19 protein-coding genes are annotated in these 12,159 nt (G+C 61.2%); 13 read left to right on the plus strand and 6 right to left on the minus strand.

The features are described 5' to 3' along the window. Positions 1 to 89 precede the first annotated feature (89 nt). The 3 genes from ACR0JC_RS08850 to ACR0JC_RS08860 are packed head-to-tail and all read left to right on the plus strand — an operon-like array spanning position 90 to position 2,493. The gene (locus ACR0JC_RS08850) at positions 90 to 1,223 is read left to right on the plus strand and encodes an aminodeoxychorismate synthase component I (RefSeq protein WP_170340618.1); all 1,134 of its coding nucleotides are present in this window, start codon (positions 90 to 92) and stop codon (positions 1,221 to 1,223) included. Next, complete coding sequence (locus ACR0JC_RS08855; protein ID WP_170340620.1) at positions 1,178 to 1,825, plus strand: aminotransferase class IV family protein; 648 nt, start codon at positions 1,178 to 1,180, stop codon at positions 1,823 to 1,825. Before ACR0JC_RS08850 ends, ACR0JC_RS08855 begins: the two co-directional genes overlap by 46 nt. Continuing rightward, positions 1,822 to 2,493 (plus strand): CPBP family intramembrane glutamic endopeptidase, encoded by a 672-nt coding sequence (locus ACR0JC_RS08860; protein WP_170340622.1) that lies wholly within the window; start codon positions 1,822 to 1,824, stop codon positions 2,491 to 2,493. Before ACR0JC_RS08855 ends, ACR0JC_RS08860 begins: the two co-directional genes overlap by 4 nt. A 5-nt stretch (positions 2,494 to 2,498) precedes the next feature. On the opposite strand, the gene ACR0JC_RS08865 is transcribed toward ACR0JC_RS08860, so the two are convergent. Next, complete coding sequence (locus tag ACR0JC_RS08865; protein WP_170340624.1) at positions 2,499 to 3,725, minus strand: SAM-dependent methyltransferase; 1,227 nt, start codon at positions 3,723 to 3,725, stop codon at positions 2,499 to 2,501. A gap of 205 nt (positions 3,726 to 3,930) precedes the next feature. Here ACR0JC_RS08865 and aspS point away from each other — a divergent pair, with 205 nt between their 5' ends. Beyond that, positions 3,931 to 5,706 (plus strand): aspartate--tRNA ligase, encoded by a 1,776-nt coding sequence (gene aspS / locus ACR0JC_RS08870; RefSeq protein WP_170340627.1) that lies wholly within the window; start codon positions 3,931 to 3,933, stop codon positions 5,704 to 5,706. A 263-nt stretch (positions 5,707 to 5,969) separates the two neighbouring features. On the opposite strand, the gene ACR0JC_RS08875 is transcribed toward aspS, so the two are convergent. Next, a complete protein-coding gene (locus tag ACR0JC_RS08875; RefSeq protein WP_170340629.1) occupies positions 5,970 to 6,689 on the minus strand; it encodes a response regulator in 720 nt (239 codons plus the stop codon). A 134-nt stretch (positions 6,690 to 6,823) separates the two neighbouring features. On the opposite strand from ACR0JC_RS08875, the gene mce reads away from it, so the two are divergent. After that, a complete protein-coding gene (gene mce / locus ACR0JC_RS08880; protein ID WP_093964690.1) occupies positions 6,824 to 7,228 on the plus strand; it encodes a methylmalonyl-CoA epimerase in 405 nt (134 codons plus the stop codon). A 22-nt stretch (positions 7,229 to 7,250) separates the two neighbouring features. Continuing rightward, the gene (locus tag ACR0JC_RS08885) at positions 7,251 to 7,526 is read left to right on the plus strand and encodes a DUF1467 family protein (RefSeq protein ID WP_170340631.1); all 276 of its coding nucleotides are present in this window, start codon (positions 7,251 to 7,253) and stop codon (positions 7,524 to 7,526) included. On the opposite strand, the gene ACR0JC_RS08890 is transcribed toward ACR0JC_RS08885, so the two are convergent. Further along, the gene (locus tag ACR0JC_RS08890; RefSeq protein WP_170340634.1) at positions 7,527 to 8,228 is read right to left on the minus strand and encodes an EI24 domain-containing protein; all 702 of its coding nucleotides are present in this window, start codon (positions 8,226 to 8,228) and stop codon (positions 7,527 to 7,529) included. It abuts the gene before it with no gap. After that, positions 8,225 to 8,803, minus strand: coding sequence for a nitroreductase family protein (locus ACR0JC_RS08895; RefSeq protein ID WP_170340636.1), 579 nt, complete (start codon positions 8,801 to 8,803; stop codon positions 8,225 to 8,227). The genes ACR0JC_RS08890 and ACR0JC_RS08895 overlap by 4 nt, the downstream gene beginning before the upstream one ends. Before the next feature lie 123 nt (positions 8,804 to 8,926). Between ACR0JC_RS08895 and ACR0JC_RS08900 the strand changes: the two genes are divergently transcribed. Further along, the gene (locus ACR0JC_RS08900) at positions 8,927 to 9,202 is read left to right on the plus strand and encodes a DUF167 domain-containing protein (RefSeq protein ID WP_170340638.1); all 276 of its coding nucleotides are present in this window, start codon (positions 8,927 to 8,929) and stop codon (positions 9,200 to 9,202) included. On the opposite strand, the gene ACR0JC_RS08905 is transcribed toward ACR0JC_RS08900, so the two are convergent. Next, positions 9,199 to 9,438, minus strand: coding sequence for a hypothetical protein (locus ACR0JC_RS08905; RefSeq protein ID WP_093964694.1), 240 nt, complete (start codon positions 9,436 to 9,438; stop codon positions 9,199 to 9,201). The two genes, ACR0JC_RS08900 and ACR0JC_RS08905, sit on opposite strands and share 4 nt — an antisense overlap. A 118-nt stretch (positions 9,439 to 9,556) precedes the next feature. On the opposite strand from ACR0JC_RS08905, the gene ACR0JC_RS08910 reads away from it, so the two are divergent. From ACR0JC_RS08910 to ACR0JC_RS08930, 5 genes are all read left to right on the plus strand, one after another. Next, on the plus strand, positions 9,557 to 10,255 hold the full coding sequence (locus ACR0JC_RS08910; protein ID WP_170340641.1) for a M48 family metalloprotease: 699 nt from the start codon (positions 9,557 to 9,559) through the stop codon (positions 10,253 to 10,255). Continuing rightward, positions 10,252 to 10,620, plus strand: coding sequence for a YigZ family protein (locus ACR0JC_RS08915; RefSeq protein WP_170340643.1), 369 nt, complete (start codon positions 10,252 to 10,254; stop codon positions 10,618 to 10,620). The genes ACR0JC_RS08910 and ACR0JC_RS08915 overlap by 4 nt, the downstream gene beginning before the upstream one ends. 69 nt (positions 10,621 to 10,689) lie before the next feature. Next, on the plus strand, positions 10,690 to 10,941 hold the full coding sequence (locus ACR0JC_RS08920; protein ID WP_170340645.1) for a DUF6455 family protein: 252 nt from the start codon (positions 10,690 to 10,692) through the stop codon (positions 10,939 to 10,941). 17 nt (positions 10,942 to 10,958) lie between these two features. Beyond that, positions 10,959 to 11,231, plus strand: a complete 273-nt coding sequence (locus tag ACR0JC_RS08925; RefSeq protein WP_302478326.1) for a DUF6455 family protein — start codon at positions 10,959 to 10,961, stop codon at positions 11,229 to 11,231. Then, positions 11,228 to 11,485, plus strand: coding sequence for a DUF6455 family protein (locus tag ACR0JC_RS08930; protein ID WP_170340646.1), 258 nt, complete (start codon positions 11,228 to 11,230; stop codon positions 11,483 to 11,485). Before ACR0JC_RS08925 ends, ACR0JC_RS08930 begins: the two co-directional genes overlap by 4 nt. 5 nt (positions 11,486 to 11,490) lie before the next feature. On the opposite strand, the gene ACR0JC_RS08935 is transcribed toward ACR0JC_RS08930, so the two are convergent. After that, complete coding sequence (locus tag ACR0JC_RS08935; RefSeq protein ID WP_170340652.1) at positions 11,491 to 11,733, minus strand: CDGSH iron-sulfur domain-containing protein; 243 nt, start codon at positions 11,731 to 11,733, stop codon at positions 11,491 to 11,493. Between the two features lie 229 nt (positions 11,734 to 11,962). Here ACR0JC_RS08935 and ACR0JC_RS08940 point away from each other — a divergent pair, with 229 nt between their 5' ends. Continuing rightward, positions 11,963 to 12,151 (plus strand): hypothetical protein, encoded by a 189-nt coding sequence (locus tag ACR0JC_RS08940; protein ID WP_244952318.1) that lies wholly within the window; start codon positions 11,963 to 11,965, stop codon positions 12,149 to 12,151. Positions 12,152 to 12,159: the final 8 nt, after the last annotated feature.

A 12,159-nucleotide genomic window follows, 5' to 3' on the forward strand; every position in this document is an offset into this window, starting at 1 on the left:
GGTGCAAGGGGGATCGGAAACGGAAGCGAAATTGCCGCTTTCCCCCCTTTCCCTTGGCACCGTATTCTCTATATGCCGCTGAACGGCAGATGAGGAAGCAATTGCGCATTCGTTTCGATCAGGGACCCGCCGGTCCGGGCACCGGTTTCGACCGGCCCGCCCAGGTGATCCGCGCCGACCGGGCGGAGCAGGTGCCCCAGGCATTGGCGGCGCTGGATGACGCGCGCTCGCAGGGCGGCTGGCTGGCCGGATTTGCCAGCTACGAGCTTGGCTATGCGCTTGAGCCGAAGCTGGCCGCAAGGCTGCCCGCGAACCGTCGATTGCCGCTATTGTGCTTTGGGGTGTTCGACGGCCCGAGCGTGCAGGACCTGCCGTCCGGTGCGGCCGGGCTGACTGCATTTCAGCCGCGTTGGAGCGAGGCGCGCTATACCGAAGCCTTCCGCGCCGTGCATGATGCGATCGGGGCCGGGGACATCTATCAGGCCAACCTGACCTTTCCCATCGACCTGGAAACCGAGGGCGACAGTGCCGCGCTCTATGCCGCGCTGACCGCCGGGCAGCCGGTCGGCCATGGCGCGCTGGTGCAGCAGGACGGGCTGCCCGATCTGCTCAGCCGCTCGCCCGAGCTGTTCTTCCGCACCGATGCCGACGGGATGATCGAGACCCGGCCGATGAAGGGTACCCAGCCGCGCAGCGCCGATCTGGCCGAGGACGCGCGGCGGCGCGATTTCCTGTCCTCGGACGAAAAGAACCGGGCCGAGAACCTGATGATCGTGGACCTGCTGCGCAATGACATCAGCCGCGTGGCGCTGCCGGGAACGGTTCAGGTGCCCGAGCTGTTCAAGGTCGAGACCTACGCCACCGTGCACCAGATGGTGTCGCTGGTGCAGGCGCGGCTGCAGGTGGGGGCCGGGCTGTCCGACATCCTGTCGGCGCTGTTTCCCTGTGGATCGATTACTGGGGCGCCCAAGATCCGTGCGATGGAGATTCTGTCGGATCTGGAGCCCTGGCCGCGCGACATCTACTGCGGCACCATCGGCTGGGCCGCCCCGGACGGGCGGTCGGAATTCAACGTCGCGATCCGGACCTTGATGGTCGAGGGCAATCGGGCCACTTTGAATGTCGGCGGAGGCGTCGTCTGGGACAGCACCGCCGCTTCGGAATACGAGGAAGCGCTATGGAAAGCCCGGTTCGCGCGCCAACTGAGCCTGATTTCCGCCTGATCGAAACCTTTGCGTTTCGGCCTGGGCAGGGCTTTGTACGTGTGACCCGTCACCTGCGGCGTATGGCGCGGACTGCGGACTGGCTGGGTGTTCGGTTCGACGTACGGCGCGTCGGCGAAGTGGTGGGCGGTGTGTCCGGCGCTGACCCGCTGCGGTGTCGGCTAACGCTGGACTTGACCGGTGCACCCAAGATCACCACGGAGTCTTTGGCAGACAACCCGCCGGGCTGGACGGTGGGTCTGACGACAACAAGGCTGACGTCCTCGGACATCTGGCTGCGCCACAAGACCACCCGCCGCGCGATCTATGATCAAGCGCGGGCGGAATTGCCCGACGGCGTGGACGAGTTGTTGTTCCTGAACGAACGGGATGAACTGTGCGAGGGCACAATCACCAACCTGTTCGTCGAAACGGAAGACGGGCGCCTGCTGACACCTCCGGTTGCCGTGGGCCTGCTGCCGGGCATCCTGCGCGAGGAGTTGCTCGAAACCGGACGCGCTGCCGAGGCGGTCTTGACCCTGCATGATCTGGCCGCCGCGCACCGGGTCTGGATGGGCAATTCCTTGCGCGGTTTGATATCGGCCAAAGTGATGCTGCCATGAGCGACCGCAGCTCTGCGCGTGGATTGCAGGTATCGAACCTGCGCCTGAAGGCTGAATTCGTGGCGTTCTATGTCGCGGTTCCCTTGCTGATCGCGGTTCTGTTTCCACCCGACTGGATGTTTCTGGCTCTGTTCTTCTTCACCGCCATCGGAATCGCCCTGCTGCACCGCACTCCGGGCTTTTCCTGGGCCGAGCTGCGCTATGGTTGGCGCAACTGGCGCTGGGCCGAGGTGATCGGGTTTTCATTGGCAATGGCGGCAATCTGTTCGGCCCTGGTGATGGCTACGCGCCCCGATGCGGCCTTTTTCCTGCTGCTGAACCGGCCCGAATTTCTGGCCGTGATCTGGCTGGGCTATCCATTGCTGTCAGCACTGCCGCAAGAACTGCTGTTCCGCACGCTGTTCTATCGCCGCTATCACGCGATCCTGCCCGACGGCGCGGCCTTGCCGTTGCTGAACTCCGGGCTGTTCGCCTTTGCCCACCTGATGTACTGGAGCTGGATCGTCACCGTGATGACATTCGCGGGCGGGCTGCTGTTTTCATGGGCCTACCGCAAGCGCGGGTCGTTCTTCTATGCGGTGCTGCTGCACGCGATCGCGGGCAACATCATCTTTGCCGCCGGGCTGGGCGTGTTCTTCTATTCCGGCAACGTGCAGCGCCCGTTCTAGGTGCTTTACTCCGCGGCATCGCGCATGTCCTGATCGGGCTGATACAGATAGTCCCGCGTCAACGGCGCCGCGTCGCGGCGATGGCCCAGCTGCAGTTGGAACACGGTCTGGTCGCGCTCTTCGAACACCAGGATGCAGGCGGTCAGATAGAACCGCCACATGCGAATGAACCGGTCATCATACATCGCGCGCACTTGGTCCAGGTTGGTCTCGAACCGGTCGCGCCAGGCGCGCAGGGTCAGGGCATAATGCAGCCGCAGGCTTTCGACATCCAGAAACCACAAGCCGGTGCGCGCCACGGGTTTGACGATTTCCTCGAGCGACGGGACATAGCCGCCCGGGAAGATGAATTTGTTCAGCCAGGGCGACTGGCCGGTGGGCGGCCCGTTGCGGCCGATGGAATGGATCAACGCCACACCTTCGGGCTTCAACAGGGCTGCGACCCGGTCGAAATAGGTGCGCAGCTGTGGCGCGCCCACATGCTCCAGCATCCCGACCGAGACGATCCGGTCGAACTGATCCTGCATCTGCCGGTAGTCCATCAGCCGAATGTCGATGCGGTCGGCCAGCCCGGCCTGCTCCACCCGCGCGGTCGCGGTGCGGTGCTGGTTCTGCGACAGGGTCAGCCCCGTCACCTGCACGCCGTGGTCACGCGCCAGCGTCAGGGCCAGCCCGCCCCAGCCGCAGCCGATGTCCAGCACCCGCATGCCGGGCTCCAGGCACAGCTTGCGCGCGATATGCGCCTTTTTGGCGGCTTGCGCCTGTTCCAAAGTCATCCAGGGCTGCTGGAAATAGGCGCAGCTGTACTGCATGTCAGGGTCCAGCATCAGCTGGTAGAAGTCGTCGGACAGGTCATAGTGATGCGCCACGTTGCGCCGCGCCGAGCGGACCGAGTTGCGCTGCAGGATTGATCGCAGCAGATACCCGGCCCAGTCCTGGATCTGCTGCAGCAGGGGCAATGAACCGCTGGCCGCGCATCGAATCGCGATCCGCATGCCACTTTCCAGGCCGCCTTCATCGACGGTCAGGGTGCCGTTCATGTAGCCCTCGCCAAAAGCCATCTCGGGATTGCGCACCAAGCGCGCCATCAAAGCGGGGTCATGCAGGGTGATATGCGCCTCGGGCTGCGTGGCGTCGCCATAGGTGCGCGCCGTCCCGTCAGGATAGGTGATCCGCAGAGTTCCGCGGGTGATGAAACCCCGCAATACGCGATCCAAAACAGTTTGCCACATCGGCCGAACACCTCCTTGCTCAAGGGGCCTGGCTCCCGCGTGCCGGGAAAACTATTCGAGTTCACATGTCCAAAAGATAGCGATTTTTTCGAATTTGTCTGCATTCCGGGCTCCGATGGAGGCGCATCGTGCTCCAACCCTTGACTTCCCGACCCGATCGCGGTGTATCGGCGCGACGAATTCAGCGCCCGAAGGGATATCATCCATGCACGCCTATCGCAGCCACACCTGCGCCGATCTGACCGCCGCAAATGTCGGTGAAACCGTCCGCCTGTCGGGTTGGGTTCATCGGGTGCGAGATCACGGCGGCGTGCTGTTCATCGACCTGCGCGACCACTATGGCGTGACCCAGGTTCTGTGCGACGGCGACAGTGCTGCGTTCAGCGCGTTGGAGAAAGTGCGCTCGGAATGGTGCATCCGCATCGATGGCACGGTCAAGGCGCGCGACCCCGAATTGGTGAACCCCAAGCTGCCCACCGGCGAGATCGAGGTCTATGTCCGCGAACTGGAAGTGCTGGGCGCGGCCGAGGAACTGCCCCTGATGGTGTTCGGCGATCAGGAATACCCCGAGGAAACTCGCCTGCGCTATCGTTACCTGGACCTGCGCCGCGAGGCGATGCAGCGCAACATGGCACTGCGCTCGGACGTGGTGGCCAGCATGCGCCGCCGCATGTGGGATCAGGGCTTCCGCGAATATCAGACGCCGATCATCACCGCATCCAGCCCCGAGGGCGCGCGCGACTTCCTGGTGCCCTCGCGCCTGCATCCGGGCAAGTTCTATGCGTTGCCGCAGGCGCCGCAGCAGTTCAAGCAGCTGATCATGGTGTCGGGCTTTGACAAGTATTTCCAGATCGCGCCCTGCTTCCGCGACGAAGACCCGCGCGCCGACCGGTCACCCACGGATTTCTACCAGCTCGACCTCGAGATGTCGTTTGTCACCCAGCAGGACGTGTTCGACACGATCCAGCCAGTTCTGACGGGAATCTTCGAAGAATTCGGCGGTGGCCGGAAGGTTGATCAGGAATGGCCGCAGATTTCCTACAAAGACGCGGCGCTGTGGTATGGCACCGACAAGCCCGATCTGCGCAACCCGATCAAGATGCAGGTGGTGTCGGAACACTTCCGCGGGTCCGGTTTCGCAATCTTCGCCAAGCTGCTGGAACAGGAAGGCACCGAGATCCGCGCGATCCCCGCGCCGGGTGGCGGCAGCCGCAAGTTCTGCGACCGCATGAACGCCTTTGCCCAGAAAGAAGGTCTGCCCGGCATGGGCTATATCTTCTGGCGCGATCAGGGTGAGGGGATGGAAGCGGCCGGCCCGCTGGCCAAGAATATCGGCCCCGAACGCACCGAGGCAATTCGCCAGCAGCTGGGCCTTGAGGTCGGTGACGCGGCGTTCTTCCTGGGTGGTAAGCCCAAAGCCTTTGAAAAAGTCGCCGGCAAGGCGCGCGATGTTATCGGCGAGGAACTGGGCCTGACGGACAAGGACCGGTTTGCCTTTGCCTGGATCGTGGATTTCCCGATCTACGAGAAGGACGAGGAAACCGGCGAGATCGATTTCGAACACAACCCGTTCTCGATGCCGCAAGGTGGCATGGAGGCGCTGCAGGGCGACCCGCTTGAGGTCAAGGGCTATCAGTACGACCTGGCCTGCAACGGTTACGAGCTGGTGTCGGGTGCGATCCGGAACCACAAGCCCGAGATCATGCTCAAGGCCTTCGAACTGGCCGGCTACGGCGAGGACGAGGTCAAAAGTCGCTTTGGCGCGCTGTTCAACGCGTTCCACTATGGAGCTCCGCCGCACGGGGGCTGCGCCGCCGGCATCGACCGGATCGTCATGCTGCTTGCGGACGAGGCCAACATCCGCGAGGTCATGATGTTCCCGATGAACCAGCGCGCCGAAGATCTGATGATGCAAGCGCCGTCGGACCCGACTTCGGATCAGCTGATGGAACTGGGCCTGCGGGTCATCCCTCAGGAATGAGCCAAGGACCGTACCCAGAGTGTGAAAAACCTTTGGGTGCGGTCAAAACTACTGCGGTGGCGCGCAGCGAACTTTCCGCCAAGCACTTCAGTGCTTATCGGTGCCCGCGTTTTCCAAGTGGCTAAAATCCCTTGAACTTGAAATCAGTCCAGCCAGTTCGGCTGTTTTTCGCGGTTGGCGCGAATGGTCCGAGCGGACCTGCGGGTGTGCCAATACCACCAAGCGCAGAGCATGGCTGTTGTCACGAAATAGGCCAAGGTCATTCAGATCGCCTTTCGTCTTTCAAGACGGCTTTGGACAAGACCGGCAACGCGCGCAGCCAAAGCTGTTACCGGAGCGCCCTTGGCGCGCGAGGATGCGAGGTCATGGGCTGCTTGTTCCAGAACCGTATCCTCGGCATCTCGGGCAACACCGCGCAGGAATTGAGCGGCATAGTCCAGAGTGCGTGAATCCGCGGGCCCGGTCAGGACATCTGCGATATGCGCCATGTCATCCTGATAAGCCAGCGGATCGGGGCAGATCTGTTCGTCTTTGACGGATTGGAGCGTACCCGGGCGGCGGTCTTCGGGAAGGTTTTCCAGGATGGCCCTTTGGAAGCTGATTAGCGAATTCAACGGTTTCGCCAGAAACCCATCGGCTCCGGCTTGCAAGGCAAGCGTTTCGGCGCAGTCGTCGCCGGACATACCAAGGATGACGCTGATACGTGGGGAAACCGCGTTTAGTTCCGCGATCAGGTCTGCGCCAGAGCCGTCCGGCAGGCCCATGTCAACCACGATCACCGACGGGCGATAGATCTGAAGGTGCCTGCGCGCAGACCTCAGGCAATCGGCCCGGCGGATGCGGGCGCCGCTGTGCAGGCACATCAGTCGCATCGCATCACAGGCATAGCGACTGTCCTCGACAACCAGAATGGTCTGACCCAGCAAAGGCCTGGTGGCGCTGGGGGCGACGGCGGATGGGGCGAACGGCACCGAATCGTCCATGGCAGAACTCCTTTCAGCAGATGCCTCACGCTAGGAACTCCTGGCTAACACAGGGTTAACGCGCGTTTTGGCGCACTTGCCCTTTGACAGGGCAGCCCCCATAAACGCTGCAACGCAGAACAGAGGAGACCGCCATGATTGGCCGCCTGAACCATGTCGCCATCGCCGTGCCCGACCTCGAGGCCGCATCCGCCCAATACCGCAACGCGCTGGGCGCCAAGGTTGGTGAACCTCAGGATGAACCGGATCATGGCGTGACAGTGGTCTTCATCGAACTGCCCAATACCAAGATCGAGCTGCTGTACCCGCTGGGCGACGACAGCCCGATCAACGGCTTCCTGGAAAAGAACCCGGCGGGTGGCATCCACCATGTCTGTTATGAGGTCGAGGACATCATCGCCGCACGGGATCACCTGAAGGCGACCGGTGCCCGCGTTCTGGGAACCGGAGAACCCAAAATCGGCGCGCACGGCAAGCCTGTGCTGTTTCTGCACCCCAAGGACTTCAACGGGTGCCTTGTGGAGCTGGAGCAAGTCTGAGCCGGGCTGAGGAGGCGTCGAAATGACAATCACTGCTGCGCTGGTTTTGTTCGCCGTGATCTGGTTCATGACCTTGTTGGTCGTGCTGCCGGTCCGCATCAAGACGCAAGGCGATCTGGGCGACATCGTGCCGGGGACCCATGCGGGCGCTCCGGAAGTTCACCACATGAAGAAAAAGATCTGGATCACCACCGGTATTTCTATCGTGTTGTGGGCGGTGATCGCAGGGACCATTGTTTCTGGCGTGATTTCAGTTCGTGATTTCGACTGGTTGAACCAGATGGAACCGCGCGAGTAATCAGCGCTCGGCCTGTCGCGACAGCCCATGAAAGATATGCGTGAACGTTGCGGCTCCGATGATCGGAATGAAAAGGTTCACCAGCGGGACCGACAGGGGGATGGCCATCAAGGTTCCGGCGACCCAGATCGTCCCGGCATGGCGTGCCCGCAACGCCCGCGCACCGTCGCGCCCGATCCGGCGCATGGCCGCCAGCGTGAAATACTCCCGACCCAGCAAAAACCCGTTCATCCCCCAAAAGATGAACGGAGCGAGGGGTGTGAACAGCGCGTAAAGGACCAACGCCATTACGTTGGCCACAATCAAAACGCCCAAGAATCCCAGCGAGTCCAGCACCGCGTCCCAGATCGGGACGGACGGAACGGGGGGCAGGTTCGGGTAATGCCGGTCTTCAACGGCCTGTGCGACCTCATCCAGAAACATCGATGTGATGGCTGAGGCCACCGGCACCATCAGAAAGACCGGCAGAATCAGAACCAGAAAGATCCCTGAATAGTTCAGAACGTCGTTCAGCCACGGGACGTCGCCGACAAATGGCAGCGATATCTCCTGACCAGCAAGGGCGTTGATGCCCCAAATCGCAACCGCACAGGCAACAACAAGCAGCACAATCGTCAGGCCGACACCGCGCATTAGCACCGATCGGAATCGAGCATCTCCAAGCTGCCCCAAGGCCGCGAAGAACGCGTTGAGGATGATCATTCCGTCACCCACTCGGTGATCGCGGCCACGTCCGGGCGGGGCCTTTCGGGCGGCGTGGCCCCTTCGGTTGCGATGTAAATCAGTCCGGCAATGCGTTCATTGTGGGCCAGGCCCAAACCGCGTTCGCAGAATTCGCGGTCGTGCGACTGCCAACCTGAAAGCCAGTTGGCACCCCAACCCGCAGCAAGGGCTGCGTTGAGCAGTGCAAGGCAGACCGCCCCGGCCGAGTAGGTTTGTTCGATTCCAGGGATTTTCGGCGATGGTTTCTGCACTTCGATGACGGCAACAGCGAGATGACCCATATCGAACTGACTGCGGGCCTTGGCAATGTCTTCGGGGCTTTTCCCCAGCGTAACGCCTCGTTCCTCGGTCAGATCGGCCAATCGCGGCATTGCGCCTTTTTCGATGACGATGAACCGCCAAGGTTCCAACTTGCCATGATCGGGGCTGCGAGCGGCTGCGGTCAGCAACGGGATCAATTCGTCGCGGGTCGGCGCCGGGGCCATCAACGTCTTGGCGGGCCGCGACCTGCGCGACTGCAGGAACTCGAACGCAGCCGGGTTTTTCAGCGTCATATGTTAAATTCCTTTACATGGTTCTGTCGTATCTCGGGCAGACACGCGCCGGTTTCAAGGGCAAGATGTAAAACTGTTGCATATTGTGCCACCCGGCACGGTCCAAATGCGGAAGAGAATGTGATGGCAAAACCGAAACTGCGAAACCTGCCGGACCTTGCGCATCTGGCGCGACCCGGGCAATCGCTTCCCGTACGGGTGACTCCCAAAGCTGCGCAGGACCGGATTTCTTTCGACGGGACGACAGTACACATCGCTGTCACCGCCGTGCCCGAGGATGGAAAGGCGAACCAGGCCGTGGTCAAGCTGTTGGCCCGGGCCATGGGTGCTTCACCGTCAGCTTTGACGCTGAAAAAAGGCCATACAGGGCGCGACAAGGTCTTTGTCTACGATCCCTAGGCTGGTGTCTCCCTGATTTGATACACCCCTTCGGGCAGATCCAGAGCGGCGGCAAGATCGCGCACCTGTTCGGGCGAAAGGGTGATTTTCTGCATCTGGTCCGTTCGGGGGTCCAACTGCTCGATCGTGACGCACTCGGCGAAACTGTTGATCACCACGTCTTCTTGCAAAGGCTCCGGGCCTTCGTCCACCAGGGTAATGACTGTCGAGTCGAATTCATGCTCAATCGAAAACATGTTCCCAGACTGCCCAGCCTGCGATCGCAATGCAACCCGCTGATTGGGTTTCGGGCTGTGGTCAGGGGGGCCACATCGCGCTAAGCTTTCCTGCCGGCACGAACAGAAAGGATCCGGAATGCACCGCCTCAGGTTTTTGCTGGTCTTGGTTGTGTCCGCGTGCACTGCGGGCGGGTTCATTGCTGTTGATGATTGGTCACCGTCCTCGCCCGAACTGCGCGACTCGGCACTGACGTTTCAGCAGGTCAGCAGGTCGGTCGGGGCGGCGGCGCAAAAAGTCTGTCAGCGCGAGACACGGGGGCAGAACTGCGATTTCGGCATTCTGATCGACACGGATCCGTTTGCCGAGCCAAATGCGTTCCAGACGTTGGACAAGGATGGGCGCCCGTTCATCATTTTCACGCAGGAAATGGTCAAGTCGACGCAGAACGCCGACGAGATGGCGTTCGTGATGGGACACGAGGCGGCGCATCACATCCTGGGCCACATCGCCCGGCAGGTAAAAAACGCCAAGGAAGGGGCTCGAATTTTCGGAGAACTGGCTGAGGCGCAAGGCGAGGACGCGGCAGGAATTGAACGTGCTCAGAAGCTGGGTGCTGAAGTCGGAGTTCAGAGCTACACGAAAGAATTCGAGCTGGAAGCGGACCGGATGGGAACTTTGATCACCTATTCGGCTGGGTACAATCCGCTGGTCGGCATGGCCTATTTCGGCCGGATTCCAGATCCGGGTGACCGCTTTCTGGCGTCTCATCCGCCCAATGCCAAGCGCATCGAAGTTGTTCTGGAAACAGCCGCCCAGCTAGGCCTGACCCAATGACCCAGATCCAGCGGATGGGGGTCGTTCTGACGGACCGAGGCTCGAAATACGCAGTGAGCGGTGCGCCCGTCAGGTCGCGGGCTGAGGTCGATGCGGTATTGCGCGACCTTAAATCGGACAAGGCATATGCCAAGGCGACCCATAACACGTGGGCCGCGATTTTGCCGACCGGCGCTCTCAAGGCAGATGATGGCGAAACCGGTGCGGGGATGGTCATATTACGCATGTTGGAACGCGCCGGTGTGCAGGATCACGTGGTCATTGTGACCCGATGGTATGGCGGCAAAAAGCTGGGCGGAGATCGTTTCAGGCGGGTCCAGGACGCCACACGGGCCTACCTGGACGACCTGGGGGTTGTCTCTTGACCTGAATCAAGGGCACCGTGGGGTTATGGCGCTAGGGTTCTTTTTAGCGAGACAGCGAAAGGAACTCGGATGTCCAGACGCGAAGAACTGCGCCGCCACGCCGCTTTGGTGGATCGAATGGCCCTGACACTGGGCGTTGACCTACAGGAAGCCGCAATCGGCGGTTCGGTTTCGATCGACGAAATCACCGACGCTGTGCTGCGCTGTACAGGCTGTACGAACCCCGATCACTGCGACCGCGCGTTGGCGCTTCAAAACAGCGACGGACGGCCACCGGAGTATTGCCGAAACCAGGAGTTGCTGGCCAGGCTTGCACCCTAGCGCGGACGGACAGAACCATGAACGTCCTTGGCCAGACCATGAAGCATGTACGCCTTGTTCTGCGGATGGGGCAGGCGACCGGCGTTGACCTTGTAGATGCCCATCGCGCGGGTCGGCTCAGTCCCGACGAATGGGCGCGCATGGTGGGACGGTGCCGGGGCTGCGAGTGGGCTTGCGACTGTAGCGACTGGCAGACGCACCGAGGTGACAGGGTTGAGGCCCCGGAGACATGCCCGAACAGGAACCGATTCGCCAAACTTAAGACGCTGCAGAATCAGGAAAAACAATGAAACATGTGCGACTCGGAGACATAGAAAAACACTTCTGGCTGACGCGGTCGGTTGCGCGCTGCATGGAAATCTCGCTGTCCGAAGCCATCGCCGAAGGGCGGCTAACCGCACAGGGATACAGCGAAATGGTGACCCGTTGTCGAGCCGCTGACTGCAGCGAAAGATGTGCCGTCTGGCTTGCTTACCAACAAAGCCGGGCGACCGCTGCCCCGGATTTTTGCGCCAATGCCAAAGCTTTGAATGCGCTGACCTGATTGGCCTAAAGCTTGGAATGGCTTCCGTCGCACAGCGGCGGATTAGCGGTCTGCTTGCATCCGCAGAAGAAGACCTTCTTGCTTGATTCTGCTACATATTTTACCGGCTCAATCCCGGTTTCCTTGTGCGAACCGTCGCAGAATGGCTGACGTTTGGAGCGTCCGCAAGCGCACCAGAAGTAGCTTTTGCCTTCAGTCACTTCGATGGGGTAGGGCGATTTCTGGGCGATTTGAGATCCTTTTGGCATTCTGGCGCTCCGGCTGTTGAAAGGGACATCCGAAAGCTTAGCCCAACGCAGAGAAATGTGTAGTTCGCGCGTCCCGGTCCGGCGGTGTCACGTCGCGGTGCAAGCGTGGATTCGCCTCTGATCACACGGATGTGACCGTATCTGTTGCCAGAAAGCCGAACTGCCCGTATCCTTAACCTGGCCCCGAAAAGTTGGGCAATATCAGAAAAGTATTAAAGGATTGATGGACATGAAACTGAAATTCGCTGCCGCCGGCGCCTTTGTTTTGATCCTGACTGCTTGCTCGCAGCAGGAAGAGCCCACCCCGGTTTACGTTCAGCCAAGCTATGACAAATATGGCTCGCCCAGCTGTTCGGCAGGCTATGAACTGGCCACCACCGAGGCCGGCCAGACCGTGTGTAACCCGGTCACTCAATAAGCTTTTTG

Source organism: Ruegeria sp. CH5 (genome assembly GCF_056537025.1).

What these genes read in the sequence shown, in the direction of transcription:
- ACR0JC_RS08910 (WP_170340641.1), top strand. Translation starts at nt 9,557, where the DNA reads ATGCACCGCCTCAGGTTTTTGCTGGTCTTGGTTGTGTCCGCGTGCACT.
- ACR0JC_RS08855 (WP_170340620.1), top strand. Translation starts at nt 1,178, where the DNA reads ATGGAAAGCCCGGTTCGCGCGCCAACTGAGCCTGATTTCCGCCTGATC.
- ACR0JC_RS08900 (WP_170340638.1), top strand. Translation starts at nt 8,927, where the DNA reads ATGGCAAAACCGAAACTGCGAAACCTGCCGGACCTTGCGCATCTGGCG.
- ACR0JC_RS08875 (WP_170340629.1), bottom strand. Translation starts at nt 6,689, where the DNA reads ATGGACGATTCGGTGCCGTTCGCCCCATCCGCCGTCGCCCCCAGCGCC.
- ACR0JC_RS08850 (WP_170340618.1), top strand. Translation starts at nt 90, where the DNA reads ATGAGGAAGCAATTGCGCATTCGTTTCGATCAGGGACCCGCCGGTCCG.
- ACR0JC_RS08930 (WP_170340646.1), top strand. Translation starts at nt 11,228, where the DNA reads ATGAAACATGTGCGACTCGGAGACATAGAAAAACACTTCTGGCTGACG.
- ACR0JC_RS08915 (WP_170340643.1), top strand. Translation starts at nt 10,252, where the DNA reads ATGACCCAGATCCAGCGGATGGGGGTCGTTCTGACGGACCGAGGCTCG.
- ACR0JC_RS08865 (WP_170340624.1), bottom strand. Translation starts at nt 3,725, where the DNA reads ATGTGGCAAACTGTTTTGGATCGCGTATTGCGGGGTTTCATCACCCGC.
- ACR0JC_RS08885 (WP_170340631.1), top strand. Translation starts at nt 7,251, where the DNA reads ATGACAATCACTGCTGCGCTGGTTTTGTTCGCCGTGATCTGGTTCATG.
- ACR0JC_RS08935 (WP_170340652.1), bottom strand. Translation starts at nt 11,733, where the DNA reads ATGCCAAAAGGATCTCAAATCGCCCAGAAATCGCCCTACCCCATCGAA.
- ACR0JC_RS08940 (WP_244952318.1), top strand. Translation starts at nt 11,963, where the DNA reads ATGAAACTGAAATTCGCTGCCGCCGGCGCCTTTGTTTTGATCCTGACT.
- ACR0JC_RS08905 (WP_093964694.1), bottom strand. Translation starts at nt 9,438, where the DNA reads ATGTTTTCGATTGAGCATGAATTCGACTCGACAGTCATTACCCTGGTG.
- ACR0JC_RS08895 (WP_170340636.1), bottom strand. Translation starts at nt 8,803, where the DNA reads ATGACGCTGAAAAACCCGGCTGCGTTCGAGTTCCTGCAGTCGCGCAGG.
- ACR0JC_RS08920 (WP_170340645.1), top strand. Translation starts at nt 10,690, where the DNA reads ATGTCCAGACGCGAAGAACTGCGCCGCCACGCCGCTTTGGTGGATCGA.
- aspS (WP_170340627.1), top strand. Translation starts at nt 3,931, where the DNA reads ATGCACGCCTATCGCAGCCACACCTGCGCCGATCTGACCGCCGCAAAT.
- ACR0JC_RS08925 (WP_302478326.1), top strand. Translation starts at nt 10,959, where the DNA reads ATGAACGTCCTTGGCCAGACCATGAAGCATGTACGCCTTGTTCTGCGG.
- ACR0JC_RS08890 (WP_170340634.1), bottom strand. Translation starts at nt 8,228, where the DNA reads ATGATCATCCTCAACGCGTTCTTCGCGGCCTTGGGGCAGCTTGGAGAT.
- ACR0JC_RS08860 (WP_170340622.1), top strand. Translation starts at nt 1,822, where the DNA reads ATGAGCGACCGCAGCTCTGCGCGTGGATTGCAGGTATCGAACCTGCGC.
- mce (WP_093964690.1), top strand. Translation starts at nt 6,824, where the DNA reads ATGATTGGCCGCCTGAACCATGTCGCCATCGCCGTGCCCGACCTCGAG.